At 72.3% G+C, this 25,115-nt stretch carries 20 protein-coding genes; 10 read left to right on the top strand and 10 right to left on the bottom strand.

Features of this window, described 5'->3' with window-relative positions; translation table 11 throughout:
* Positions 1-25: 25 nt before the first annotated feature.
* Positions 26-1,051, bottom strand: a complete 1,026-nt coding sequence (locus ACWD3O_RS04925) for an RNA polymerase sigma factor SigF (RefSeq protein WP_451413457.1) — start codon at positions 1,049-1,051, stop codon at positions 26-28.
* Between the two features lie 239 nt (positions 1,052-1,290).
* Here ACWD3O_RS04925 and ACWD3O_RS04920 point away from each other — a divergent pair, with 239 nt between their 5' ends.
* Together ACWD3O_RS04920 and ACWD3O_RS04915 are read left to right on the top strand one after the other, a co-directional pair.
* Entirely contained in the window at positions 1,291-1,674 is a 384-nt protein-coding gene (locus ACWD3O_RS04920) for an STAS domain-containing protein (RefSeq protein WP_151774511.1), read from the top strand.
* Between the two features lie 251 nt (positions 1,675-1,925).
* Positions 1,926-2,483 (top strand): ATP-binding protein, encoded by a 558-nt coding sequence (locus ACWD3O_RS04915; protein ID WP_451413421.1) that lies wholly within the window; start codon positions 1,926-1,928, stop codon positions 2,481-2,483.
* A gap of 481 nt (positions 2,484-2,964) precedes the next feature.
* On the opposite strand, the gene ACWD3O_RS04910 is transcribed toward ACWD3O_RS04915, so the two are convergent.
* Complete coding sequence (locus ACWD3O_RS04910; protein ID WP_451413422.1) at positions 2,965-4,452, bottom strand: peptide MFS transporter; 1,488 nt, start codon at positions 4,450-4,452, stop codon at positions 2,965-2,967.
* A 491-nt stretch (positions 4,453-4,943) separates the two neighbouring features.
* Between ACWD3O_RS04910 and ACWD3O_RS04905 the strand changes: the two genes are divergently transcribed.
* Together ACWD3O_RS04905 and ACWD3O_RS04900 are read left to right on the top strand one after the other, a co-directional pair.
* Positions 4,944-5,621 carry a response regulator transcription factor gene (locus ACWD3O_RS04905; RefSeq protein ID WP_451413423.1) on the top strand — a complete coding sequence of 226 codons (678 nt, stop codon included), beginning with the start codon at positions 4,944-4,946 and terminating at the stop codon, positions 5,619-5,621.
* Positions 5,622-5,633: 12 nt separating this feature from the next.
* Positions 5,634-6,908 carry an ATP-binding protein gene (locus ACWD3O_RS04900; protein WP_451413424.1) on the top strand — a complete coding sequence of 425 codons (1,275 nt, stop codon included), beginning with the start codon at positions 5,634-5,636 and terminating at the stop codon, positions 6,906-6,908.
* A gap of 12 nt (positions 6,909-6,920) precedes the next feature.
* On the opposite strand, the gene ACWD3O_RS04895 is transcribed toward ACWD3O_RS04900, so the two are convergent.
* Entirely contained in the window at positions 6,921-7,439 is a 519-nt protein-coding gene (locus tag ACWD3O_RS04895) for a GtrA family protein (protein ID WP_451413425.1), read from the bottom strand.
* A gap of 193 nt (positions 7,440-7,632) precedes the next feature.
* Between ACWD3O_RS04895 and ACWD3O_RS04890 the strand changes: the two genes are divergently transcribed.
* Genes ACWD3O_RS04890 through ACWD3O_RS04880 form a run of 3 tightly spaced genes read left to right on the top strand, consistent with a single transcriptional unit; the run spans position 7,633 to position 10,471 of the window.
* Positions 7,633-8,778 carry a 5-(carboxyamino)imidazole ribonucleotide synthase gene (locus ACWD3O_RS04890; RefSeq protein ID WP_451413426.1) on the top strand — a complete coding sequence of 382 codons (1,146 nt, stop codon included), beginning with the start codon at positions 7,633-7,635 and terminating at the stop codon, positions 8,776-8,778.
* A complete protein-coding gene (purE, locus tag ACWD3O_RS04885; protein ID WP_451413427.1) occupies positions 8,775-9,290 on the top strand; it encodes a 5-(carboxyamino)imidazole ribonucleotide mutase in 516 nt (171 codons plus the stop codon). The genes ACWD3O_RS04890 and purE overlap by 4 nt, the downstream gene beginning before the upstream one ends.
* Positions 9,287-10,471: a dipeptidase gene (locus tag ACWD3O_RS04880; RefSeq protein WP_451414853.1), complete on the top strand. Its 1,185-nt coding sequence runs from the start codon at positions 9,287-9,289 to the stop codon at positions 10,469-10,471. The genes purE and ACWD3O_RS04880 overlap by 4 nt, the downstream gene beginning before the upstream one ends.
* A gap of 274 nt (positions 10,472-10,745) precedes the next feature.
* Here the strand turns inward: ACWD3O_RS04880 and ACWD3O_RS04875 are convergent, their stop codons facing one another.
* Positions 10,746-12,089, bottom strand: coding sequence for a UDP-glucose dehydrogenase family protein (locus ACWD3O_RS04875; RefSeq protein ID WP_451413429.1), 1,344 nt, complete (start codon positions 12,087-12,089; stop codon positions 10,746-10,748).
* 239 nt (positions 12,090-12,328) lie between these two features.
* Here ACWD3O_RS04875 and ACWD3O_RS04870 point away from each other — a divergent pair, with 239 nt between their 5' ends.
* The gene (locus ACWD3O_RS04870; RefSeq protein WP_451413430.1) at positions 12,329-13,486 is read left to right on the top strand and encodes an acyl-CoA dehydrogenase; all 1,158 of its coding nucleotides are present in this window, start codon (positions 12,329-12,331) and stop codon (positions 13,484-13,486) included.
* Between the two features lie 79 nt (positions 13,487-13,565).
* On the opposite strand, the gene ACWD3O_RS04865 is transcribed toward ACWD3O_RS04870, so the two are convergent.
* On the bottom strand, positions 13,566-14,876 hold the full coding sequence (locus ACWD3O_RS04865) for an LCP family protein (RefSeq protein ID WP_451413431.1): 1,311 nt from the start codon (positions 14,874-14,876) through the stop codon (positions 13,566-13,568).
* A gap of 132 nt (positions 14,877-15,008) precedes the next feature.
* Here ACWD3O_RS04865 and ACWD3O_RS04860 point away from each other — a divergent pair, with 132 nt between their 5' ends.
* Positions 15,009-15,557 carry an acyl-CoA thioesterase gene (locus tag ACWD3O_RS04860; protein ID WP_451413432.1) on the top strand — a complete coding sequence of 183 codons (549 nt, stop codon included), beginning with the start codon at positions 15,009-15,011 and terminating at the stop codon, positions 15,555-15,557.
* A gap of 158 nt (positions 15,558-15,715) precedes the next feature.
* On the opposite strand, the gene ACWD3O_RS04855 is transcribed toward ACWD3O_RS04860, so the two are convergent.
* Entirely contained in the window at positions 15,716-17,161 is a 1,446-nt protein-coding gene (locus ACWD3O_RS04855) for an LCP family protein (RefSeq protein WP_451414852.1), read from the bottom strand.
* 649 nt (positions 17,162-17,810) lie between these two features.
* On the opposite strand from ACWD3O_RS04855, the gene ACWD3O_RS04850 reads away from it, so the two are divergent.
* Positions 17,811-18,845: a glycosyltransferase family 2 protein gene (locus tag ACWD3O_RS04850; RefSeq protein ID WP_451414851.1), complete on the top strand. Its 1,035-nt coding sequence runs from the start codon at positions 17,811-17,813 to the stop codon at positions 18,843-18,845.
* A 245-nt stretch (positions 18,846-19,090) separates the two neighbouring features.
* On the opposite strand, the gene ACWD3O_RS04845 is transcribed toward ACWD3O_RS04850, so the two are convergent.
* The 4 genes from ACWD3O_RS04845 to ACWD3O_RS04830 form a co-directional block, all read right to left on the bottom strand.
* Positions 19,091-20,815: an LCP family protein gene (locus ACWD3O_RS04845; RefSeq protein WP_451414850.1), complete on the bottom strand. Its 1,725-nt coding sequence runs from the start codon at positions 20,813-20,815 to the stop codon at positions 19,091-19,093.
* Between the two features lie 134 nt (positions 20,816-20,949).
* Positions 20,950-22,710, bottom strand: a complete 1,761-nt coding sequence (locus ACWD3O_RS04840) for an LCP family protein (protein ID WP_451413436.1) — start codon at positions 22,708-22,710, stop codon at positions 20,950-20,952.
* Between the two features lie 269 nt (positions 22,711-22,979).
* Positions 22,980-24,122 (bottom strand): LCP family protein, encoded by a 1,143-nt coding sequence (locus tag ACWD3O_RS04835; protein ID WP_451413437.1) that lies wholly within the window; start codon positions 24,120-24,122, stop codon positions 22,980-22,982.
* Between the two features lie 150 nt (positions 24,123-24,272).
* Positions 24,273-25,028 carry a TIGR03089 family protein gene (locus ACWD3O_RS04830; RefSeq protein ID WP_451414849.1) on the bottom strand — a complete coding sequence of 252 codons (756 nt, stop codon included), beginning with the start codon at positions 25,026-25,028 and terminating at the stop codon, positions 24,273-24,275.
* Positions 25,029-25,115 lie beyond the last annotated feature (87 nt).

Genomic DNA, 25,115 nt, shown 5'->3' with positions numbered 1-25,115 from the left:
AGGCTCCCCACACCCGGCGGCGGCACTACTCCTCGCCGGTGAGCCCCTCGCGCAGCTTGACCAGGGTCCGGGAGAGCAGCCGGGAGACGTGCATCTGCGAGATGCCGAGCTCATCGCCGATCTCGGACTGGGTCATGCCGGCCGTGAACCGCAGCGACAGGATCCTCCGCTCACGGGCCGGGAGGCCGGCGATCAGGGGCTTGAGCGACTCGACGTACTCGACGCCCTCCAGATCGTCGTCCTCGTAGCCGATGCGGTCCGCGAGGGCGCCCTCCGAGTCGTCCTCCTCGGGCTGGGCGTCCAGCGAGGAGGCGGTGTAGGCGTTCGACGCGACCATGCCCTCCAGGACCTCGTCGCGCGAGAGGGCCAGGTGCTCGGCGAGCTCGCCCACGGTCGGGGCGCGGTCCAGCCGCTGCTGCAGCTCGTCGGTGGCCCTGGCCAGGTCCAGCCGCAGCTCCTGCAGCCGGCGCGGGACGCGCACCGACCACGAGGTGTCGCGGAAGAAGCGCTTGATCTCGCCGATGATCGTCGGCATGGCGAACGTGGGGAATTCCACACCGCGGCTCAGCTCGAACCGGTCGATCGCCTTGATCAGGCCGATGGTGGCGACCTGGATGATGTCGTCCATCGGTTCGCTGCGGGACCCGAAACGGGAGGCGGCGAACTTCACCAGGGCCAGGTTCAGCTCGACCAGGGTGTTGCGGACGTAGCTGTGCTCCGGGGTGCCTTCCTCGAGCGACTCCAGCCGCTCGAACAGGGCCTTGGAGAGGGCGCGGGCGTCGGCCGCGCGGACGTCCGCGTAGTGCGGGATCTCGGGAAGCCCGTCCAGAAGGCCGCCGGGATCCGCCGGGGGAGCGGTGCCTACGGGGCCTGGCCGGACGTCGACGGTGCCCTCGGGGGCGCTCTCGGTCCGCTGGTGGGGGAAGGGCTGCTCGGGGAGCGTCTCGACCGCTGTGAGGGACGAGTTCTCCGTGCGGGAATGTGGCGGGATTGCCGACGTCGCTCTGGGGGTATGCGATGCGTCGAGCCGGGGTGACATGAAGTCCTCCATCGTTCTCGGCATATGGCTGCCGATGCCAGTACGTGCGCTTCTGCGGTGTGCGGCGCCTCCAAAGCCGGCCGGTGCGGATGTGTTCTCATCAGCCCTACCCGCTCGGGCAACAAGACCGCAAGTACGTTCTGTATGCTTATGTCCATCTTCTTATGATTGTGCGGCTGCCGAATCATGCACGGAAGGCGTAGGGTTCGGGGGCGGTACTCAGCAGATCGGACGTCGAGAGAGAGACGGCAATGGACCACGGGACGGTCGGCAGCGCGCAGTCGGGCCGGCTTCTGGTGGAGGTACGGGAAGAGGGAGCCAGTGCCGTCGTGATCCCGGCGGGCGAACTCGACCACCACACCGCCGAACTCCTCCGCGAGCCGCTGGAGCGCAACCTGGCGAAGGGGCGCACACGGCTCGTGGTGGACTGCTCCCGGCTGGAGTTCTGCGACTCCACGGGACTGAACGTGTTGCTAGGCGCCCGCCTGAAGGCGGAAGAGGCCGGCGGCGGTATCCACCTGGTGGCGATGCGGCCCGCGGTGGCACGCGTCTTCGAGATCACCGGCGCGGACACGGTCTTCTCCGTGCACGACACGGTGGAGGGCGCACTCGCCGAGGGCACGGGCGCCGGCTGATCGGCGACGGGGTTCACGCAGGGCGATGCGACATCGTCCGTTCGTGACATTGTGTGCTGAATCGGTGAAAGATGGCGGATAGGGCGAAACGGGGCGAATCGGTGAGTGTTCCGACGTCCGGGGCGGGCAGGAGAATTGCAGAGGACAGGGGGCGCCTCGGACGGGACCGGGCCGTTGGCTCGCATCGTTCGGGACGCTCCGAGGAACCCGAGTCCACATGTGACCTGGTGAATCGGTGAGGTGAAGCGCTGATGAGCACCACCCGGCCCTACCCGCCGGGCGACCGCGGCCCGCAGCCCGGCGGCGCTTCTGCCCCCCCACGCATCACGACGGTGAACGGGACGTCTCCTGCCGCGGGACAGGCGGCGGCGGCTGCGAACGGAGGCGCGCCGGTGGCGCCGGAGGTACGGCAACTCAATCTGGCGGGGGAGAGCGGTGTCGTCCCCCTCGCCCGGGACTTCACGCGGCAGGCCTTGTACGCGTGGGGCTGGTTGCCGTCGTCCACGGACGACGGTCGCGCGGCGGCGGAGGACGTGCTGCTGATCGTGTCCGAGCTGGTCACCAACGCGTGCCTGCACGCGGAGGAGCCGGAGGCGCTGACGCTCACCTTCGACCGGAAGACGATCCGGGTCGCGGTCACGGACCGCGGAGAGGGCCAGCCGACGCCGCGGACGCCGCACCAGGCCGGGCGGCCCGGTGGGCACGGCATGTTCATAGTCCAGCGGCTGTCGATGGACTGGGGGGTCGCCGCGGCCCCCGAGGTCCCCGGCAAGACCGTCTGGGCCGACCTCGCCCGCCCCACCCCCTGACCCACCCGCCCCGCACCCACGCTCCCGGCCCCGCCCTCACCGGCGGGGCCGAGTCATTTCCGCCCCACCCCGCCACCACGCGCGGTGATCTTCGTCACCGCGCACGCACTCTCCCGCGGGCCTGACCGGCCGGGAGGCGCAGGGCAGTGTGACCCCGCGAGGGCACGGCACGGGTCCGTCCGCCGACCCCAGCACCACGGCGAGGCCGCCGGGCGGGAAGCGGCTGTGAAGAAGCGACCACCTGCGCCCGCCCCTCCCCGGCCGACCGACAGGGCGGCGGCCGACGCGCCGGCCGTCACCGGGAGGCACGCACGCCCGAGCCCCCGACGACGCCACCCGGGACCGCGCGGCCGGACCGGGCCCCTGGGCGGCGTGAGGCGGCGTGAGGCGGCGCGGGGCGGCGTGGGGCTGCGCGGGGCGGCGTGGGAACGACGAAGGGGCCGTCCCGTGTCGGGACGGCCCCTTCGGGGGGTGGGTGACGTCAGCGGACGTCGCCCATGAGCTGCTTGACCTTGTTGCGGTACATGTAGACCGCGAAGCCGGCGAACACGGCGAGCGCCGCCTCCATCGCCACGAAGCCCGTGCGGTCGAGGTTGACCCCCGCCTCCGCGACCAGACCCGTCACCGCGTCACCCGCGGTGACCGCCAGGAACCAGACACCCATCATCTGGGAGGCGTACTTCGCGGGAGCCATCTTGGTGGTGACCGAGAGGCCGACCGGCGAGAGCATCAGCTCACCCACGGTCTGGCAGAAGTAGATCAGGACCAGCCACCACGGCGAGACCTTGCCGTCGCCCGTGGCCGTCAGCGGCAGCAGGAAGACGAAGAAGGAGATGCCGACCAGCGCCAGACCACCCGCGAACTTCGCGATGGTGCTGGGCTCCTTGTCCTTGCGGGCCAGGGCGAGCCAGATCGTGGCGAAGACCGGGGCCAGCGCCATGATGAGGACCGGGTTGACCGACTGGAACCAGGAGACCGGGAACTCCCAGCCGAAGACCGTGTTGTCGACGTGCTCGTCGGCGAAGAGCGACAGGGTGGAGCCACCCTGGTCGTAGATCATCCAGAAGATCGCGGCGGCGACGAAGAACCAGACGTAGCCGGAGACCTTGGACTGCTCGGTCGCGGTGAGCTCCTTGTCGCGCTTGATGCGGACCAGGACGGAGACCGGGACGACCAGGCCGAGGATCAGCAGCGGGACCGTGGCCCACTTCAGCGTGAAGGAGCCGGTCATCGCGACGATGCCGTAGAAGACGACCGCGACGAGCAGCCAGAGCATGGCCTTGCGGATCGTGGCGGCGCGCTCGGCGGCCGACAGCGGCTTCGGCACGATGCTGGACTCGGCGGCCAGGTGGCGGGTGCCGAGCAGGAACTGCACCAGGCCGAGGCCCATGCCGACGGCGGCGAGGGCGAAGCCCAGGTGCCAGCTGACGGTCTGGCCGACGGTGCCGATGATCAGCGGAGCGGCGAAGGCACCCATGTTGATGCCCATGTAGAAGAGGGTGAAGCCACCGTCACGGCGCGGGTCGTCCGGGCCGTCGTAGAGGTGGCCGACCATCGTCGAGATGTTGGCCTTCAGCAGGCCGGAGCCGACGGCCACGAAGAGGAGGCCGACGTAGAAGATGGCGTCCAGCGGGAGCGCCAGCAGCAGGTGGCCGGCCATGATGACGGCGGCCGCGATCGCGGTGGTCTTGCGCGCGCCCCAGACGCGGTCGCCGAACCAGCCGCCGGGCATCGCGAGCAGGTACACCGTCGCCACGTACACGGAGTAGACGGCCACCGCCGTGGTGGCGCCGAGGGCCAGGCCCTCCTCCGCCACCAGGTACAGCGGGAGCAGCGCGCGCATGCCGTAGTAGGAGAACCGCTCCCACATCTCGGTCATGAAGAGGGTGGCCAGGCCGCGGGGGTGGCCGAAGAAAGTCTTCTCGCCGCCGGGAGCCGGGGGTGAGGACTTCGTCAGGCTGGACGCCATGGTCGTTCCTTGCTGGTCGGGACGCGCGCATGGGTGGTCGCGCGCCCGGTGGGGGGAGGCCGGCACCGGTACCGCCCAACCGGTCCCTCGTAGGGAGGCTCGTTCCCTCGGGGAAGGAGCGGGGAGGACGGCCCCGGGATCCACGCCCCGTGCGTGTTCGACGCACGGGACCCGGCCACAGGTCGTTTCACTTCATGGGCCGGCGAGGAACCGGCCCGCACTCGAAGGCGACGTTCCGCGTGAAAGGCAGGAGTCGCCATATGAGGCCATCGCCATTAGAGCAGAGAAAAAGCCGCATAAATAGAGGGGAAGGGGGCATATGAGGCGATGATCACACCTGTCCCCGCCCGGTAGCGGCACATCCACCCTCTCATGCTGACGAATCCGGACGGACGCGGGTCCCGCGCAGGTGGGAGGGGTTCCGGAGCCCCCGGAGAACCGGCTTCCACGGCGGACTCCGGCTCCCGGCACGGCGGGACTACCATCACCCCATGACCCGTGTACTGCTCGCCGAGGACGACTCGTCCATCTCTGAGCCGCTGGCCCGCGCGCTGCGCAGGGAGGGCTACGAGGTCGAGGTGCGCGAGGACGGCCCGGCCGCCCTCGACGCCGGACTGCGGGGCGGGGTGGACCTGGTCGTGCTCGACCTGGGCCTGCCCGGCATGGACGGGCTGGAGGTCGCCCGCCGGCTCCGCGCCGAGGGGCTCAGCGTCCCCGTCCTCATCCTGACCGCACGGGCGGACGAGGTGGACACCGTGGTCGGCCTCGACGCCGGCGCGGACGACTACGTCACCAAGCCGTTCCGGCTGGCCGAGCTGCTCGCCCGGGTCCGGGCCCTGCTCCGGCGCGGCGCCGCGGAGCCGCAGCAGCCGCCGGCCATCCACGGCGTGCGGATCGACGTCGAGTCGCACCGCGCCTGGATGGGCGAGGAGGAGCTCCAGCTCACCGCGAAGGAGTTCGACCTGCTGCGCGTCCTGGTCCGGGACGCCGGCCGGGTGGTCACCCGGGACCAGCTGATGCGCGAGGTCTGGGACACCACCTGGTGGTCGTCGACCAAGACCCTCGACATGCACATCTCCTGGCTCCGCAAGAAGCTCGGCGACGACGCGGCCAACCCCCGCTACATCGCCACCGTGCGCGGCGTGGGCTTCCGCTTCGAGAAGAGCTGACACCCTTCACCCATGCGCCGCCGCCTGATCCAGTCCACCCTGCTCGTGGTCCTCGTGGTGATCGCCGTGTTCGGCGTCTCCCTCGTCCTGGTGGAGACCCGCACCATCACCGCCAGCGCGCAGGAGCGGGTGGAGTCGGAGGCGGTGCGGCTGGCCAGCATCGTCGACGCCCGGGTGCTGGGCGAGGAGCAGGTCAGCGCGGCCATCCTGGAGAACCAGATCGAGCCCGGGCGCTACGCGGTGATCACCCTGCCCGGCCGGGCGCCGATCGAGGTCGGCGACAAGCCGTCCGGCGACGTCATCCACGCCACCACCCGCGGTGAGGGCGGCGAGACCGTCCGGGTCGAGGAGCCCCGCTCCCGGGTGACCCGCGAGGTGGGGCGCACGCTGCTGATCATCGCCGGGGTGGCGCTGCTCGCGGTGGTCGCCGCCATCGTGCTCGCCGTCCGCCAGGCCAACCGGCTCGCCTCGCCGCTCACCGACCTCGCCGAGACGGCCGAGCGCCTCGGTTCCGGCGACCCCAGGCCCCGGAACAAGCGCTACGGCGTGCCCGAGCTGGACCGGGTCGCCGACGTGCTCGACCGTTCCGCGGAACGGATCGGGCGGATGCTGACCGCCGAGCGCCGGCTCGCCGCGGACGCCTCCCACCAGCTGCGCACCCCGCTCACCGCGCTCTCCATGCGGCTGGAGGAGATCACCCTCACCGACGACCTGAAGACCGCGCGGGAGGAGGCCGCCATCGCCCTCACCCAGGTGGAGCGGCTCACCGACGTGGTGCAGCGCCTGCTCACCAACGCGCGCGACCCGCGCACCGGCTCCGCGGTCTCCTTCGACATCGACGAGGTCATCCAGCAGCAGATCGCCGAGTGGCGGCCCGCCTACCGCAGCGCCGGCCGGGCCATCGTGACCTCCGGAAAGCGGCACCTGGAGGCGATGGGCACCCCGGGCGCCGTCGCGCAGGTGCTGGCGGCGCTGATCGAGAACTCGCTGATGCACGGCGGCGGCACGGTGGCGCTGCGCACCCGCGTGATCGGCAACCAGGCCGTCGTCGAGGTGACCGACGAGGGGCCGGGCATCCCCGCCGACCTGGGCGCGCGGATCTTCGAGCGGACGATCAGCGGCCACAACTCGACCGGCATCGGTCTCGCCGTCGCCCGGGACCTCGCCGAGGCGGACGGCGGACGGCTCGAGATGCTCCAGACGCGGCCGCCGGTGTTCGGCCTCTTCCTCAGCCGGCCGATGCCGGAGCGCCCCGGCGGCAAGCCCTCGGGCTCGACGGTCCGCTGACGCCGCCGGAGGTCAGGGCCGCCCGACGCGCTCGGCCGAGCGCCCCTGCGGGTGGACCCGTGACGGGCGCGGACGGGGCTCGGGCAGCGCCCGGAAGACCCAGGTCCGGTAGGACCAGAACCGGAACAGCGTGGCGATCCCGACGCCCACGAACTTGAAGACGTTGTTCTGCAGCGGGGTGTCCCAGCCCATCCCGTAGGTGGCGGCGAACAGCACGCCGTTCTCGATGACCAGGCCGACGCCGCTGAAGGCGAGGAACAGCGTCATCTCCCGGGTCCGGTGACTGCGGTCCCGGTCCCGGTAGGTGAAGTAGCGGAAGCCGACGTAGTTGAAGACGATGGCCAGCGCGGTGGCGGCGACCCCGGCGCGGCCCGGGCGGACACCCATGTGGAGCAGCACGTTGAAGGCGGCGAAGTTGACCAGCAGGCCCGCCCCGCCGACCGCCCCGAACTTGACGACCTCACGCCACAGGGCGCGCACCCGGCGGCGGAACCCGCCCGGCGCGGCGGTGCGAAAAAGCTCACTGCCCATCGCTGCCCAGCCCCGTTCATGTGATCGACGTCAACTCAGTCATGCTAACCACGCCCCCTCCGGCGTCGCGCGCGCAACGACACCGAGGTGCGCCATACGGACGGAAGTGGTACCCGACTGGCCGGTTTCCGCCCCGGAGCGGGGAAGGAAGGCGGAAAGAAGGGCACGGACGCGCGCCCGATACCCTTGACGCGTGACGTTCCCGGTAGTCGGCATGATCGGCGGCGGCCAGCTCGCGCGTATGACGCACGAGGCAGGCATCCCGCTCGGCATCCGTTTCAAGCTGCTCAGTGACACCCCGCAGGACTCCGCGGCCCAGGTCGTCAACGAGGTCGTCATCGGCGACTATCGCGACCTGGACACCCTCCGCGCGTTCGCCCGCGGCTGCGATGTCATCACCTTCGACCACGAGCACGTGCCCACCGAGCACCTGCGGGCGCTGGAGGCGGACGGCATCGCCGTCCGCCCCGGCCCGGACGCGCTGGTGCACGCCCAGGACAAGGGCGTGATGCGGGCCAGGCTCACCGAGATCGGCGTGGCCTGCCCCCGGCACCGCATCGTCGCCGACCCGGCCGACGTGGCGGCGTTCGCCGCCGAGGGCGAGGGCTTCCCGGTCGTCCTCAAGACCGTCCGCGGCGGCTACGACGGCAAGGGCGTGTGGGTGATCAAGGGCGCCGACGACGCCGCGGTCACCGAGCCGTTCAAGGCCGGCGTCGCCGTGCTGGCCGAGGAGAAGGTGGACTTCGTCCGCGAGCTCGCCGCCAACGTGGTGCGCTCCCCGCACGGCCAGGCGGTCGCCTACCCGGTCGTGGAGTCCCGCCAGGTCGCCGGCGTCTGCGACACCGTGATCGCCCCGGCCCCGGACCTCGACGACGACCTGGCCGCCGAGGCCGTGCGGATGGCGCTCACCATCGCCCAGGAGCTCGGCGTGGTCGGCCACCTCGCCGTCGAGCTGTTCCAGACCCGCGACGGCCGCATCCTCGTCAACGAGCTGGCCATGCGCCCGCACAACTCCGGCCACTGGTCCATGGACGGCGCGGTCACCTCGCAGTTCGCCAACCACGTGCGGGCCGTCCTCGACCTGCCGCTCGGCGACCCGCGCCCCCGCCAGCCGTGGACCGTGATGGTCAACGTCCTCGGCGGCGACTACCCCGACATGTACTCGGCGTACCTGCACTGCATGGCACGGGACCCCCAGCTGAAGATCCACATGTACGGCAAGGACGTGAAGCCCGGCCGCAAGGTGGGTCACGTCAACACCTACGGCGACGACCTGGACGACGTCCTGGAGCGCGCCACGCACGCGGCCCACTACCTGAGGGGAACCATCACCGAATGAGCAGCGAAGCGCCGCTGGTCGGCATCGTCATGGGGTCGGACTCCGACTGGCCCGTGATGGAGGCCGCCGCCCAGGCCCTCGACGAGTTCGAGATCCCCTACGAGGTGGACGTCGTCTCCGCCCACCGGATGCCCCGCGAGATGGTCGCCTACGGCGAGCAGGCCGCGGAGCGCGGGCTCAAGGCGATCGTCGCGGGCGCCGGCGGCGCCGCCCACCTGCCGGGCATGCTCGCCTCGGTGACGCCGCTGCCGGTCATCGGCGTGCCGGTGCCGCTGAAGTACCTGGACGGCATGGACTCGCTGCTCTCCATCGTCCAGATGCCGGCCGGCGTGCCGGTCGCCACGGTCTCCGTCGGCGGCGCCCGCAACGCCGGCCTGCTGGCCGCCCGGATCCTCGCCGCGCACGACGCCGCGCTGCTGGAGCGGATGCGGGAGTTCCAGCAGGAGCTCAACGAGCAGGCCACCGAGAAGGGCCGCCGGCTGCGCGCCAAGGCCATGGGGGAGAGCCGGTGAGCGGCGCCTCCCTGGAGCGCGCACGCGAGCTGCTGCGCGAGTTCCCGGTCGTCGACGGCCACAACGACCTGCCCTGGGCGCTGCGCGAGCAGGTCGGCTACGACCTCGACGCCCGGGACATCGCCGCCGACCAGAGCGCCGCGCTCCACACCGACCTGGGCCGGCTGCGCGAGGGCTGCGTGGGCGCCCAGTACTGGTCGGTGTACGTGCCCTACGAGCAGCCGTACCCGCTGGCCGCGACGCTGGAGCAGATCGACTGCGTCCGGCAGCTCCTCGACCGGTACCCGGGCGACCTGCGTGCCGCCCGCACCGCGGACGACCTGGAGGCCGCCCGCGGTGAGGGCCGCATCGCCTCGCTGATGGGCGCGGAGGGCGGGCACTCCATCGAGAACTCGCTGGGCGCGCTGCGGATGCTGTACGCGCTCGGCGTGCGGTACATGACCCTCACCCACAACAGCAACGTCGACTGGGCGGACTCCGCCACCGACGAGCCGCGGCACGGCGGGCTCACCGCCTTCGGCCGGGCCGTGGTGCGGGAGATGAACCGCGAGGGCATGCTGGTCGACCTCTCGCACGTGGCCGCCACGACCATGCGGGACGCGCTGGACGCCTCCGCGGCGCCGGTGATCTTCTCCCACTCCTCCGCCCGGGCGGTCTGCGACCACCCGCGGAACATCCCCGACGACGTGCTGGAGCGGCTGCGGGCCAACGGGGGCGTCGCGATGGCGACCTTCGTGCCCAAGTTCGTCCTCCAGGCGGCGGTCGACTGGACGGTCGAGGCGGACGCGAACCTGCGGGCGCACGGCTTCCACCACCTGGACACCTCGCCGGAGGCGATGAAGGTCCACCGGGCCTTCGAGGAGGCGCACCCGCGTCCCAAGGCCACGGTGTCGACGGTGGCCGACCACCTCGACCACATGCGCGAGGTCGCCGGCGTCGACCACATCGGGGTCGGCGGCGACTACGACGGCACGGCGTTTCTGCCGGAGGGGCTGCGGGACGTCGCCGGGTACCCGAACCTGGTGGCGGAGCTGCTGGACCGCGGCTGGTCCCGCGAGGACCTCGCCAAGCTCACCTGGGGCAACGCGGTCCGCGTCCTCCGCGACGCCGAGGCCGTCTCCCGCGACCTCAAGTCCACCACCGCCCCTTCCCACGCGACGATCACCACCCTCGACGCGTAACCCCCACCCCACCGGCCCCGCGCACCCCCGGGTACGCGGGGCCGGTGGCGGTGCCTCACCCTGCGGGCCGGCGTGCCGCTGGGGCGACGGGGGAGCGGGGAGGGGGCGGGGCGGGGGAGCGGACGGCGCTGACCGCCCGGCCTCCGCCTGCGCCGCGGCGCGAGGGTCACGTGGCGTCGGCCCCAGGGCCCAGGGCCCCGCGGGGGGCACGTGTACCGCCCCGGGGCCCAGGGCCCGCGGGGCGGCGCGTGTACGGCGGGGTCGGGCGGCGGGGTCAGGCGGCGGGGCGGCCCATGCCGCGGTAGGTCCAGCCGGCGGCACGCCACGGCTCGGGGTCCAGCGCGTTCCGCCCGTCCAGCAGGATCCGCCGCGCCGCGACCGCACCCAGCTTCTCCGGGTCCAGCTCCCGGAACTCCCGCCACTCCGTGAGGTGGAGCACTATCTCCGCCCCCCGCACCGCGTCCTCGGCCGTCTCGGCGTACCCCAGCGTGGGGAAGACCCGCCGCGCGTTTTCCATGCCCTTGGGGTCGTACACGGTGACCTGGCCGCCCTGCAGGTGGATCTGCCCCGCGACGTTCAGCGCGGGGGAGTCACGCACGTCGTCGGAGTCCGGCTTGAACGTCGCGCCCAGCACGGCCACCCGCTTGCCGAGGAACGGCCCGCCGCCCAGCGCCTCCCGCGCGAGCTCCACCATCCGGCCGCGCTGCCGCATGTTGATGGAGTCGATCTCCCGCAGGAAGGTCAGCGCCTGGTCCGCGCCCAGCTCACCGGCGCGCGCCATGAACGCCCGGATGTCCTTCGGCAGGCAGCCGCCGCCGAAGCCGATGCCGGCGCGCAGGAACTTCTTGCCGATCCGGTCGTCGTACCCGATCGCCTCCGCCAGCTTGGCGACGTCGCCGCCGGCCGCCTCGCACACCTCGGCCATCGCGTTGATGAACGAGATCTTCGTGGCGAGGAAGGAGTTCGCCGAGGTCTTCACCAGTTCGGCGGTGGGAAAGTCCGTCACCACGAACGGCGTGCCCTCGGACAGCGGCGCCGCGTACACCTCGCGCAGCAGCTTCTCGCCCCGGTTGCCGCGCACGCCGACCACGATCCGGTCCGGGCGCAGGGTGTCCTGGACGGCGAAGCCCTCGCGCAGGAACTCGGGGTTCCAGGCGAGCTCCACGTCCGCGCCGTCCGGCGCGTGCGCCGCCAGGTAGTCCGCGATCCGGTCCGCCGTGCCCACCGGCACCGTCGACTTGCCGACGACCAGCGCACCGGGGGTCAGGTGCGGGGCCAGCGAGGCGATCGCGGAGTCGACGTAGCTCATGTCCGCGGCGTACTCGCCGTGCCGCTGCGGGGTGTTCACGCAGACGAAGTGCACGTCGCCGAAGGCGCCGACCTCCGCCCAGTCCATGGTGAAGCGCAGCCGCCCGGAGGAACCCTCGATCCCGGCCACGTGCCGGCGCAGCAGGTCCTCGAGACCGGGCTCGTACATCGGGACCTCGCCCCGCTGCAGCATCTCGATCTTCTCGGGGACGACGTCCAGGCCGAGCACCTCGAAGCCGAGCTCGGCCATGGCCGCGGCGTGCGTGGCGCCGAGATAGCCGGTGCCGATCACGGTGATCTTGAGGGCCATGGGGTGCTCCTGAAGGGTGACGTCCTTGCTGTCCACGTGCTGGCTGCGCGCCGACCGAGCATAACCGGGGGGTGGACGTCCGCCCGTACGGGAAGACCCCCGGCAGGTGTGACCGCTGTCGCCAACCTCACGGAAGCCTCCCGGTGCCCCGGCGGCGGGAACGTCCTAGGATTCGGCTACTAAACGGTAGTTAACTGCATCGTTCCCCTCTTCTTCCTTCCCTTGGAGCGTGAGAGACCTTGGCCGGATCGGCTGACTTCGACCTGTACCGCCCGTCCGAGGAGCACACCATGCTCCGCGACACGGTCCGTGCCCTCGCCGAGGCGAAGATCGCCCCGTACGCCGCGGCGGTCGACGAGGAGGCCCGCTTCCCCCAGGAGGCGCAGGACGCCCTGGTCGCCAACGACCTGCACGCCGTGCACGTCCCGGAGGAGTACGGCGGCGCGGGCGCCGACGCGCTCGCCACGGTGATCGTGATCGAGGAGGTGGCCCGCGTCTGCGCCTCCTCCTCGCTGATCCCGGCGGTCAACAAGCTGGGCTCCCTGCCGGTGATCCTCTCCGGCTCCGAGGAGCTCAAGAAGAAGTACATGACCCCGCTCGCCAAGGGCCAGGGCGGCTTCTCCTACTGCCTCTCCGAGCCGGAGGCCGGTTCGGACGCGGCGGGCATGAAGACCCGCGCCGTGCGCGACGGCGACTTCTGGGTGCTCAACGGCGTCAAGCGCTGGATCACCAACGCCGGCGAGTCCGAGTACTACACGGTGATGGCGGTCACCGACCCCACCAAGCGCTCCAAGGGCATCTCCGCCTTCGTGGTCGAGAAGTCCGACGAGGGCGTCTCCTTCGGCGCGCCGGAGAAGAAGCTCGGCATCAAGGGCTCCCCGACCCGCGAGGTGTACTTCGACAACGTCCGCATCCCCGCCGACCGGATGATCGGCGAGGAGGGCACCGGCTTCGCCACCGCGATGAAGACGCTGGACCACACCCGCATCACCATCGCCGCGCAGGCCCTCGGTATCGCCCAGGGCGCGCTGGACTACGCCAAGGGCTACGTCCAGGAGCGCAAGCAGTTCGGCAAGCCGATCGCCGACTTCCAGGGCGTGCAGTTCATGCTCGCGGACATGGCCATGAAGATCGAGGCCGCCCGCCAGCTGACCTACGCGGCCGCCGCGAAGTCCGAGCGCAACGACCCCGACCTCACCTTCCAGGGCGCCGCGGCCAAGTGCTTCGCCTCGGACGTCGCCATGGAGGTCACCACCGACGCCGTCCAGCTGCTCGGCGGCTACGGCTACACCCGTGACTACCCGGTCGAGCGCATGATGCGCGACGCCAAGATCACGCAGATCTACGAGGGCACCAACCAGGTCCAGCGCATCGTGATGGCGCGCAACCTGCCGTAGCCGGAAGGCTCGTCACCCGTACGGGAAGGGCGCCCCGGCCGCACGGCCGGGGCGCCCTTCGGCGTCCGCAGGGGCGACCTCAGTTGCCCTTGACCGTGACCCGCTCGTCGTTCTTCAGCTGCTCCACCAGCTTCTCCACCTTGGCCTTGTCCCAGACCAGGCTGCCGCCGCTGGAGCCGGATATCGGCATGTTCATGGAGGTGCCCTCGCCGCCGGTGACGCCCTTCATCGCCCAGAACATCGAGGCCAGGTCGAACAGCCCGGTGCCCTCGCTGACGATCAGGGTGTCCAGGCCGGCGCTCAGCGTCGGGTAGAGACGGAACGGGTTGAGGACCGTGCCCGGGGTGGCGGCCTGGTTGGCGAGGGCGGAGAGGAACTTCTGCTGGTTCTTCGTCCGGTCCAGGTCGCTGCCCGCGAAGGCGTACCGGGTGCGGACGAACGCCAGCGCCTCCTCGCCGTTCAGGGTCTGCTTGCCGGCCTCGAAGTCGGCGCCCGACTTCTTGTCCTTGAACGCCTTGGGGATGTCCATCTCCACGCCGCCGACCGCGTCCACGATGTTCGCGAAGCCGGCGAAGCCGATCTCCACGTAGTGGTCGATGTGCAGCCCGGTGTTGTACTCCACGGTGCGGACCAGCAGCTCCGGGCCGTCCTCGGCGTACGCCGCGTTCAGCTTCACCCGGCGGCCGGTGCCCTCGTAGAACTTGCCGGAGTCCGAGCCCTTGAAGCTCGGGATCTCCACCGAGGAGTCGCGCGGCAGGGATATCAGCGTCGGCCCGTTGCTCCCCGTGTGCAGGATCATCATCGAGTCCGTGCGCTTGCCGTCGGCGGAGCCGGTGTGCAGGCGCTTCTTGTCCTCGTCGGACATGCCCTCGCGGCTGTCGGAGCCGACGATCAGGTAGTTGGTGCCGTCGCCCTCCTCCGGCCGCTCGATGACCTTGGAGAGGTCGACCTCCTCGCGGAGCTTGGAGTCGGCCCAGAAGTAGGTGCCGACCGTCACCACGAGCAGGGCCGTGACCACGGTGATCGCCGTGCGCTTGACCCGGCGGCCCCAGTCCGGCGTGCTGCGGTAGCCGCCGGCGTACCCGCCGTCGTCGTAGCCACCGCCGCCGGGACCACGGCCGCCGGGACCACGGCCGGCCTGGTGGCCGCCGTAGACCTGACCGGTGTTGTAGCCGCTGTCGTAATTGGGGTCGTACCCGGCCTCGTACGGCGGCGCGGCCGGCTGGCGCGGGACGTCGCCGTACGGCGCGGCGGGGTGGCCCGGGGGCGGGCCGGACGGCTCGCGGCGGACCTGGCGCATCACGCGGGCGGGCTCGGGCTCGCCCGCGCTGCCGCGCCCGTACCGGTTGCCGCGGCTGTTGTCGGACCATCCCTGGGGCCAGTCATTCATGACCGACAGTCTGCACGGTCGGACGGCGCCCCCAGAAGGCCTGTGGAAAACCCGGGGCCCGGCTGTTGCGAACCCGACACATGAACCGGGGCAAATCGGGCTGGTGCGGGATTCCCGCATAAGGTGGAGGGCATGACAGAACAGGCCCTGACCTCCGATTCCGGCATACCCGGGAAGCCCGCGTCGGCGACGCGGCTCACGCTCAGCCACATCATGACCCACCACGACACCAACCTCCTCGGCACGGTGCACGGCGGTGTGATCATGAAACTGGTCGACGACGCCGCGGGCGCGGTGGCGGGGCGGCACTCCGAGGGGCCTGCGGTCACCGCGTCCATGGACGAGATGGCCTTCCTCCAGCCGGTGCGGGTCGGGGACGTGGTGCACGTCCGGGCCCAGGTGAACTGGACGGGGCGGACCTCGATGGAGATCGGCGTGAAGGTCCTCACGGAGCGGTGGAACGAGTCGGTGCCGCTGAGTCACGTCGGGTCGGCGTACCTGGTGTTCACGGCGGTGGACGAAGGGGGGAAGCCGCGGCCGGTGCCGCCGGTGATTCCCGAGTCCGAGCAGGATCGGCGGCGGTACCAGGAGGCGCAGATCCGTCGCAGCCACCGGCTCGCGCGGCGGCGGGCGATCCTCGAACTCCGCGAACAGCGCACCGCCGCGGGCCTCGCCGACTGACCCCTCCACCGCGCGGGCGGCTCACGGCTACCGTGCCCACCGTCCCGCGCGGGCGGCTCACGGCGTGGACGTCGCCGTGCGCGCCGCCCCCGCAGCGCGGGCGTTGTACCGCCCTCCCGCCCTGCTGGGGCGCCCAGCGAGGCGGGAGGCGGAGTCGGTCACTCGCAGACGACCTGGTCGCCGGTGACGACGCCGTTCTCTCCCTGGTACGGGTCCTCCGCCCTGACCCGGCGGACCTCGGTGAAGTCCGCGCCGGCGACGACCCGCAGGGTCGGCCCCAGCCCCGGCCGCGCCCGCACCTCCGCCCCCGGCAACGCCGCCGCCAGCGACTTCGCGGACCGGTCCCAGCGCGGGTCGTGCAGCACCACCGTCCGCCGCACCGCCCGGTTCGCCCCGTTCACCGGCGAACCCGTCGTGACGAACCCCGTCGCCGCCAGACCCTTGGCCACCCGTTGGCCGAGCCCCGGCGTCATCGTGCCGTTCTCCACCTGCACCCGGATCCGCTCCGGCGCCACCGGCACCCGTACCGCCTTGGGCCGCTTCGCGACGTGCGGCGCCAGCGGCCGGTCCTCGCGCAGCGCCGTGAAGATCTGCCGCGCCTTCCCGTCGTCCCACTTCAGCGTCTCCCCGGTGACACCGGGCACCCGGTACTTCATCTGCGCGATCGGCACGGTCGTGAACTCCGAGGACGACGGCGAGAAGTTCCGCATCGCCCGCCCCAGGTCCATCATCTGCCCGGTGCCGAAGCCGTGGTCCGCCCGCACCGACCCCAGCACCGTGCCCGCGACGTTCTTCAGCTTCACCGGGTTGAGCAGCACCCCCGACGAGGTGGCCTGCTCGATGAGCGCCGCCAGGAACCGCTGCTGCCGCTGCATCCGCCCGAAGTCGGACGCCGCGTCGACGTGCCGCGCACGGACGTACTGCAGCGCCCGTCCGCCGTCGAGCCGGTGCTGGCCGGCCCGGAGGTCCAGCCCGGTGTGCGAGTCCTTCAGCGGCTCCACGGTGCAGATCCGGACCCCGCCCAGCACGTCCACGGTGCGGATGAAGCTGGTGAAGTCGACCTCCAGGTAGTGGTCGATCTTCAGGTCGGTCATCTTCTCCACGGTCCGCACGGTGAGCTGCGGCCCGCCCTCCGCGTAGGCGGCGTTCAGCCGGACCGGATGCCCGGGACGCTTGGTCCCGGTGTCCGGGTCGGTGTACTCCGGGGTCACCGCGAAGGAGTCGCGCGGCAGGCTCACCACGCTGGCCCGGTCCCGGTCCTCGGAGATGTGGACGACCATCATGGTGTCCGTGCAGTGGCACGGCTGCCCCCCGAGGCGGTACTTGCGCCGCTCCTCCGGGGTGATCCGGTCGCGCGCGTCGGTGCCGACCACCAGGACGTTGGTGCCGTGGCCCGCGTGCGGGCGGTTCTTCATGTCGCGGAACGGGTCGACGCGGGTGATGCCCTCGTCGATCCCGGTGAGCACCGAGTGGCCGACACCGGCCGCGGCGAGGACGGTGACGGAGAGGGTGGTCACCAGGCGTCCGCCCCAGCCGCGCCGCCTGGCGGGACGCCGTGGCCCGCGTCCGCCTCCCGCGCCGCCTCCGGTCCGCCGCGGCGGCACGCCTCCGCCCGCGCCCCCGCCGCCCCGGCCGCGCCCCGGCCCGTACCCCGCCGGCCGCCCGGCCCCGGCCCCGCCGGACCCGTCACCGCGCACCGAGGTGTCCGCCCGGCCCGCCCGAGGCGGCACCGCGCGTGTCCCGCCCCGCCCCTGCGCCGACCGGGACCCACCGGCCCGGGCGGCGCCCGCACGAGACTCGGGAGCCCGCGACCCACCACCGCGCGACCCACCACCGCGAGACGCACCGCCCCGGACCGCCTCCGACGGGACCGCCCCGGCGCGCGGAGCCCCGGCCCGCGGAACCCCCGACCGCGGAGCTCCGGAGCGCGAAACCCCGGCCCGCGGCGCGGAGGACCGCGCTGCGGCGGAGGACCGCGCGGCGTCGGGGGGAGGCGGGGAGCCGGGCAACGGGGCGCGCTGCGGCCGGCGGTACCGGGGGTCCGGTCGTTCGGGCGGTCGGGGCGGTGTGGCGGGCAAGGGACGTACACCTCCGCGAGGGCCTGGGGGAGGGCCTGGGGGCTCCGTGGGCGGCCCACGAACCGGGCCGTATCCATCCGTTCCGTGAGCACGGTAGGCCGATACGATCTGCAGCCCGGTCCCCCGGCGGGACGGCGCGCGCCGCAGTCCCCCGATCGCGGTAACGTGAGGGCTGATGAACGCCAATTCCGACGTGCAGCTCCCTGCCGTGTCCGTGATCATGCCGGTCCTCAACGAGGAGCGGCACCTCCGTGAGGCCGTCCGCGCCATCCTCGCCCAGGAGTACGCGGGCGAGATGGAGGTCGTGATCGCCCTCGGCCCGTCCACGGACCGCACGGACGAGATCGCCGCAGAGCTCGTCCGCGAGGACCCCCGGGTGCACACGGTCCCGAACCCGACCGGCCGCACCCCCGCCGCCCTGAACGCGGCCATCAGGGCGTCCCGCCACCCCGTCGTGGTCCGCGTCGACGGCCACGGCATGCTCTCGCCGAACTACATCGCCACCGCGGTCCGCCTCCTGGAGGAGACCGGCGCGCAGAACGTCGGCGGCATCATGCACGCCGAGGGCGAGAACGCCTGGGAGCACGCGGTCGCCGCCGCCATGACCTCGAAGATCGGCGTGGGCAACGCCGCCTTCCACACCGGCGGCGAGGCCGGCCCGGCGGAGACGGTCTACCTGGGCGTCTTCCGCCGTGAGGCGCTGGAGCAGCAGGGCGGGTACAACGAGGAGTTCATCCGCGCCCAGGACTGGGAGCTCAACTTCCGGATCCGCGAGGCCGGCGGCCTGATCTGGTTCTCGCCCGAGCTGCGGGTCTCCTACCGGCCGCGGCCCAGCGTCAAGGCGCTGGCCAAGCAGTACAAGGACTACGGCCGCTGGCGGCACGTGGTCGCCCGCTACCACCAGGGCTCCATCAACCTCCGCTACCTCGCCCCGCCGACGGCCGTGTGCGCCATCGCCGCGGGCCTGGTCGCGGGGGTGGCGCTCACCCCGTGGGCGTTCGTGGTGCCCGGCGGTTACCTGGCCGCGATCGTCGCCGGGTCCGTCCCGGCCGGCAAGGGCCTGCCGCTCACGGCGCGGCTGCGGATCCCCGTCGCGCTGGCCACCATGCACATGTCCTGGGGCTGGGGCTTCCTCACCAGCCCCAAGTCGCTGGCCCGCAAGGTCATCGCCTCCCGCCGCCCGGCCGTGCTGACCCCGGCCACCGACTGACGCGACGGCGCCGAAGTGCACGCAGCGCCGAAGTGCACGCAGCGCCGAAGTGCACGCAGCGCCGAAGTGCACGCAGCGCCGAAGTGCACGCAGCGCCGAAGTGCACGCAGCGCGGAAGCGCACGCAGCGCGGAAGCGCACGCAGCGCGGAAGCGCACGAAGCGCCGCAGCGCCGAGGACCACGGGGAAGGGCCCCGGCCGAAACGTTTCGGCCGGGGCCCTTCCCCGTGCGGGCGGCCGTCGCGGCTACCAGGTGTAGATCTTCTCGGCGACGTCCATGCACTTCTTCTCGGCGCCGTTCTGCGCCTCCGCGCTCTCGGGGAGCTTGCCCTCCTCCAGCACGTTCTCCTTCGGGTAGCTGTCGCCCTCGCGCCAGTCGGCGCCCACGGTCAGCGTCACCCCGTTGACCTCGGCGGACTTCTTCACGGAGCCGGCCGGGATCCCCAGCGCCTCCGCGACCCGCAGGGCGTCGCCCTTCAGGTCGGCGCTCGGGTAGTGCACCACGGTCCGCTTGGCGGGGTCCGCGGCCTCGCGGTCCACGGTGGCGCGCCCGAACCCCTCGGCTGCCAGCGCCTCCTGAACCACCGTCGCCCGCCCCTCCACGGCGCCCAGCGTGTCGCTCGCCGTGCCGTTGCGGACCTGGACGTCGATCTCCGCGTCCGGCGCCGCCTCGTCGGCCGGCCCGTCCGAGGCCTTCTTGCCCTTGGTGCCGTTGCCGTCGAACGGCACGTCGTCCTGCAGCATCGCCCACAGCCTGTCGGCGTCGCCGGACTTCGGGACCAGGCGGTTCGGGTCCTGCGGATACGGGACGTTCGGCATGGTGGTCGTGGTGATGCGGTTGACCGGGACCTCCTTGAGCTCCATCGCCAGGTTCGCGAGCTTCGCCACGCTGCCGATCTCCTCGGACACCTCCAGCGCCTTGGTGGCCGCCTCCGCCAGCCTGGTCAGCTCCCCGGCGTCGGTGAAGACGTTGGTCTCCTTCATCTCGCGCATCATCGAGTTGAGGTACATCTGCTGCGCCTTGGCCCGGTTCTGGTCGCTGCCCCAGGCGTGCCGGGTGCGCAGCCACTGGAGGGCCTGCTCGCCCTTGATGGAGCGGGTGCCCTTCTCCAGTTTCAGCCCGGAGCCGCCCCGCTGCGCCGCGGTGGGCCGGTCCCAGACGTTCTGGTTGACGCAGACGTCGACGCCGCCGATCGCGTTGGTCATGTCGACCACGCCGATGAAGTCGACGACGATCCAGTGGTCGATGTAGACCCCGGTGAGGTTCTCCCAGGTCGACAGGGTGCAGCCGGGACCGCCGCGCTGCAGGGTGGAGTTGATCATGCCGAAGGTGGCCGGGTAGGTCTCGTCCTCCTTGGCGTCGCGGCACTCGGGGATCTGCACCATGGTGTCGCGCGGGATGCTCACCAGCGAGGCGCTCTTCCGGTCCGCGGAGATGTGGAGCAGCATCTGCACGTCGGCGCGGGGCTTCTGCCCCACGTTCTCCTTGCTGCCGCCCAGCTTCAGGTTCCTGGGGTCGTTCCGGTCGTCGGACCCGAGGACGAGGATGTTCAGCGGGGTCTGGCCGGCGGCGTTCGGCTTGGTCTTCTTCGCGTCGGACTCACCGCCGGCGCGGGCGTCGGTGCGCAGGTTGCCGTTCAGGTGCCGGTAGTAGAGGTAACCGGCCCCGGCGGCCCCGAGTATCAGGAACGCCAGCACCAGGGCCGTCCAGCGCAGCACGCGCCGTCTTCGGCCCCCGCGGCCCCGTCCGGCGCCCTTGACGCGGCGGCGCCCGCCGCCGTGCCGTCCGCCGTCGCGGGGCTCGGTGCCCGAGGCGCCCGAGTCCCCGCCCCCGTTGCCGTCCCCGTTCCCGCCCGACGGCTCGTCGCCGGAGCCGTCGGCCTCGTACAGGCTGTCGTCCCAGCCGAGGTCGGCCGCGCCCCCCGTCGAGCCGCGGCGCCCGCCCTCACCGCGCACGCGCGTCCCTGCCATTCGTGCCCCTCCCACCCTGCTTCCGCCCGCCTACGGAGACCGCCTCGCGCATCTCATCTGTGAGATGCGCGAGGCGGTCGATTCGTTGCGCGGAACGAGCCGTTACTTCCTGTACTTCTGCTGTGCCTACGCGCCTACTTGGCGCACTGCGCCTTGTCGGCCGTGGACTTCTCGACGTCCGGCGCCTCGGTCGGCGCGGTGAGCGGGATGCCCGCCCCCTCGAAGTCCTCCCCCAGGGTCAACGTCATCGTCGGCAGCCCCTGCGCGTTGGTCGCGCTCTCGCCCTCCTTCAGCGCGGAGCCCGGCATCCCCATCATGGCGGCCAGCGCCCGGGCCTGGTCGGCCTGGTCGGGGGCGTACTCGAGGGTCGTCTTCTTCTGCGTGCCGTCGGCGTTGCCGCCGTTCTCCGACTTGAGGACGCCCTGATCGTTCTGCAGCCACCTCAGGGTCGCCGACGCGGCGCCGGACTGGGCGCCGCCGTTGAAGACCTGCACCCGCACCTCGGAGGGGTCCGCCTTGGAGCCCTTGAGCCGGGCGGCCTCGGCGTCCTTCTGCTTCTTCTTCTGCCGCTTCGCCTCGGTGAAGGAGACGTCCTCCTGGATCATCCGGAAGACCTGCGGCGCCTTCTCCGGGTTCGGCACCACGGTGACCGGCGTCGGCTCGGCCGGGTTGTCGACGACCGGGACGGTCAGGAAGGTCATGTTCTTCGGGTCGACCTCGTTGATCTCCAGCGCTATGTCCTTCAGCACGGAGACCTTGCCGATGGCCGCGTCGACCTCGAGGGCCTTGGTGGCGGCCTGCGCGAGGTTGTTGAGCTTGGTCGGGCTCGTCAGGGTGTCGCCGGACGACATCTTCCGCATCATCGAGCCCAGGAAGGCCTGTTGGGCCTTGATGCGGTCCAGGTCGCCGGAGTTGCCGAAGCTGTAGCGGGTGCGCAGGAAGCCGAGGGCCTGCTCGCCCTCGACGACCGACTCGCCGGCCGGCAGCTTCAGGTGCGACTTGGGGTCGTCGATCGGCTTCTCGACGCAGACCTCGACGCCGCCGATCGCGGTGGTCAGGGTCTTCACGGCGTTGAAGTCGGCCACCATGAAGTGGTCGACCTGGATGCCGGTGACCTCCTTGACGGTGAGCGCCGTGCAGCTCGCGTCACGGCCGCCCTGGCCCAGGCTCTCGTTGAAGCGGGTGTTCGGGGTGCCCGGCACGACCTTGGTGGAGCCGTCCTCCGCGGTGGTCTCGCAGTCCGGGATGTCGATGACCATGTCCCGGGGGATGCTCATCACCGTGGCGTTGCTGCGGTCCTCGGCCACGTGCAGCAGCAGCGTGGTGTCGGCGTGGCCGGCGCTGTTCCTGTCGCCGTAGCCCTCGTTGCCGGAGCCGGTGCGCTTGTCGGTGCCGATGACCAGGAGGTTGAACGCCTCGTCCGAGGCGAAGCCGTCCGAGCACGCGTCGTTGCCGCACGCGGTCTTCTGGATGTTGCCCTCGAGGTCCTTGATGTACCAGTAGCCGAACCCCGCCGTCGCGACGATCACGAAGGCCAGCGTGCCGCCGGTCCAGGTGAGGACCTTCTTGCCCTTGCTCTTCTTCTTCGGGCGTCCCCGGCGGCGACCGGGCTCCAGGTCCTCGGGCTGACCGCGCCGCCTGCGCGGCGGGGGGACGTCGCGACCGGGACGCGACCGGGCGGGTGCCTCACGGCTGTAGCCGTCGCCGTGCGAGGTGCGGTCCCGCGGCACGCCCGACTCACGAGGAGTAGGGCGGCGCGGACCGGGTACCGGAGGGGGTGCCGACTGCGGACCGGCACTGCCCAGTCGCAGTTCGTACTCGCCGGTCTGCGGGTTGAGCACCCACTGGTCGGCGGGATCGATGTTGTCCGCCCGTCCACGGCCATGCGCGTCCACGGTTGTCGAGTCCTCCGTCGGGGCCACGGCGCCTTCCCCCAGGCGCGGGGTCACGTCATGGTGCCGACCGCAGGACGGACCCTGGCCGGGGCACCGGATCGCTCACACTATCCGCCCGCAACGGCGCGTAGCGACGACGGTGACACATTCCACTTCCCTACAACCGGGCAATCCGCCGCATACTTCTGTCTCTCCGCCACCCCTTGGCCATGGTTTTACCTGTCGGTAGCACGGGGGTTCGACGCAGGTCACCGGAGGGATCGGCTCCGTTACGCGCAGGGGTCCTCGGCGGCGGTGGTGCCGCTGAACGAGGGCGAGGGGGCCGGCTCCGCGCGCGTGCCGTGCGCGCCCGTGCGGCCGGTGGCGCTGCGCTCCGTGACCGGGACCGGGCGGTCGTGGCGCAGCAGGCCGAAGAGGCGGTCCGCGGCCGGTTCCACGAGCCGGTCCCGGTCGGGGTCGGCCGGGTACGGCTCGCGGGGGACGGTGGTGAAGAGGATCCGCTCGGACGGGATCCCCCGCACCTCGCGCACGAACCCGTACAGGTCCCGCAGTCCCGCCAGGCCCGGGTCGGTGGTGAGCGAGGAGGTCGCCGCGTGCAGCACCGGGTAGAGCCGCAGCGGGTTGTGGAGGACGTGGTCGCTGCGGACCTTCTGCACCAGGGCGCCCAGGAACTGCTGCTGCCGCTCCATCCGCGCGGTGTCGCTGCCGTCCCCGACCGACTTGCGGGCCCGCACCCAGCCGAGGGCCTGCTCGCCGTCGAGGGTGACCCGCCCGGCCGGGAGGTCCAGCTCGGCGGCCTTGTCGCGGACCGGCTCCCGCAGGCACATGTCGACGCCGTCGACGGCGTCCACCATCTCCTTGAAGCCGTGGAAGTCCACCACCATGTGGTGGTCGATCCGCACCCCGGTCATCCGCTCCACGGTGCGGATGGTGCAGGCCGGCCCGCCGGTGGTGAAGGCGCTGTTGAACTGCGCGAACCGGGCGGACGCGGTGCCGCGCCCGTCCCGTTCGCGGCAGGCGGGGACGCGGACCATCAGGTCGCGCGGCAGGGAGACCGCCACGGCGCTGCCGCGGTCGGCCGCCAGGTGCAGCAGGATCGTGGTGTCGGAGCGCTCCCCGCCCAGGTCCCTGCCGTAGCGGGCGTTGCCCTTGCCGGCGCGGGTGTCGGAGCCGATCAGCAGGACGTTCCGCGCGTCGGGGACCAGCCGCTTCGGCCGCTCCGCCGCGTGTCGGGCCAGCTCGGCGGCCGTCGCCTCGTCGGAGGTGACGTTCTCGCTGAGCCTGCCGTAGAGGGCCCAGCCGGTCAGCACGCCCGCCACCAGCAGCACCACGACGAGCGTGGCGAGGCTGACGACGGCGATCCGGAGCGCGCGACGGCGGGGGCGGGGGGGTGGCGACGACACGGGCGGCATCTCGGTGCCATGCCCGTCCCGCGCCCCGCCTTCCCGCCGCTGCCGCCGTCCGGGTGACAACTTCGCCCCCACGGCCGCACCCACGCCGGTCGCACCGCGCCGGTCGCAGGCGCGCCCGCGCCCGGGCGGACCGGCAGAGGCGCTCCGGGTTCAGCGGGTGGTCGCGGTGACCCGCTCCGCGTCCACGCGTCGGGCGAGGGCGTCCTCGGCGAGCCGGTCGAGGTGGCGGCAGAGCACGACCGAGCCGCCGATGGACAGCGGGGCGTACAGGCCGGCCGCCACGCCCTCCCAGGTGTCGTACGACAGCCCGCTGAGGATCCGTGAGGCCGACCCGGTCAGGCCGAGGCCGGGCGCCTCGGCGCGTGCCCGCTCCACCACCTCCGCGCCGGTGAACTCCCGGCCGGCGACGACCAGCGCGGGCTCCTCCGGGTCGACCGGAGCGTAGGGGGCGAACCGGTCGCCCATGCCCGGCACTTCGAGCGCGTAGTCGCGGAAGCCGGCCGGTGCCTGCGGGAAGCGGCCGCCGAGCGGCCGCAGCGCGAGCGCGACGCGCTCCCCGGAGCAGGCGGACGCTTCCTCGAGGGTGTCCGGTCCGGTGACCACCAGGTCCGCCGAGGCGGCGTCACCGCCCGGGGCCGCGACGACGCCCGTGGAGTGACAGGCCATCAGCCACACCGCGGCCTGCCAGTGCCCCGGCAGCAGCAGCGCCAGACGGTCGCCCGGCTCGGCGGACAGTTCGTCCTGGAGGTAGTTCGCCGTCTTCGCCACCCAATTGGCGAAGGTGGCGACGGAGAGTTCGACGCGCTCGCCCGTGGCGTCGTCGTAGAAGGTCACCAGCGGGCGCGCGGGGTCCGCGGCGAGCGCGGAACGCAGCAGGTCGGCGGGGGTGCGGTCGGTGGCGTTCACGCGCGCAAGCGTACGCGGCGCGGCCGGGGCCCGAGGCGGGTGGCGCCACCGGTTCGGACGAACGACGCCCGACAGGCCGTCAAGAGT

Source organism: Streptomyces sp. NPDC002640 (assembly GCF_053592575.1).
This window is presented reverse-complemented; position numbering and strand designations above follow the sequence as displayed.

Bases quoted from the DNA above. Each gene is read 5' to 3' on its own strand.
- ACWD3O_RS04895 (WP_451413425.1), bottom strand. From the start codon at position 7,439: ATGGGCAGTGAGCTTTTTCGCACCGCCGCGCCGGGCGGGTTCCGCCGC.
- ACWD3O_RS04865 (WP_451413431.1), bottom strand. From the start codon at position 14,876: ATGAATGACTGGCCCCAGGGATGGTCCGACAACAGCCGCGGCAACCGG.
- ACWD3O_RS04900 (WP_451413424.1), top strand. From the start codon at position 5,634: ATGCGCCGCCGCCTGATCCAGTCCACCCTGCTCGTGGTCCTCGTGGTG.
- ACWD3O_RS04915 (WP_451413421.1), top strand. From the start codon at position 1,926: ATGAGCACCACCCGGCCCTACCCGCCGGGCGACCGCGGCCCGCAGCCC.
- ACWD3O_RS04925 (WP_451413457.1), bottom strand. From the start codon at position 1,051: ATGGAGGACTTCATGTCACCCCGGCTCGACGCATCGCATACCCCCAGA.
- ACWD3O_RS04905 (WP_451413423.1), top strand. From the start codon at position 4,944: ATGACCCGTGTACTGCTCGCCGAGGACGACTCGTCCATCTCTGAGCCG.
- ACWD3O_RS04845 (WP_451414850.1), bottom strand. From the start codon at position 20,815: ATGGCAGGGACGCGCGTGCGCGGTGAGGGCGGGCGCCGCGGCTCGACG.
- purE (WP_451413427.1), top strand. From the start codon at position 8,775: ATGAGCAGCGAAGCGCCGCTGGTCGGCATCGTCATGGGGTCGGACTCC.
- ACWD3O_RS04850 (WP_451414851.1), top strand. From the start codon at position 17,811: ATGAACGCCAATTCCGACGTGCAGCTCCCTGCCGTGTCCGTGATCATG.
- ACWD3O_RS04875 (WP_451413429.1), bottom strand. From the start codon at position 12,089: ATGGCCCTCAAGATCACCGTGATCGGCACCGGCTATCTCGGCGCCACG.
- ACWD3O_RS04860 (WP_451413432.1), top strand. From the start codon at position 15,009: ATGACAGAACAGGCCCTGACCTCCGATTCCGGCATACCCGGGAAGCCC.
- ACWD3O_RS04920 (WP_151774511.1), top strand. From the start codon at position 1,291: ATGGACCACGGGACGGTCGGCAGCGCGCAGTCGGGCCGGCTTCTGGTG.
- ACWD3O_RS04910 (WP_451413422.1), bottom strand. From the start codon at position 4,452: ATGGCGTCCAGCCTGACGAAGTCCTCACCCCCGGCTCCCGGCGGCGAG.
- ACWD3O_RS04835 (WP_451413437.1), bottom strand. From the start codon at position 24,122: ATGCCGCCCGTGTCGTCGCCACCCCCCCGCCCCCGCCGTCGCGCGCTC.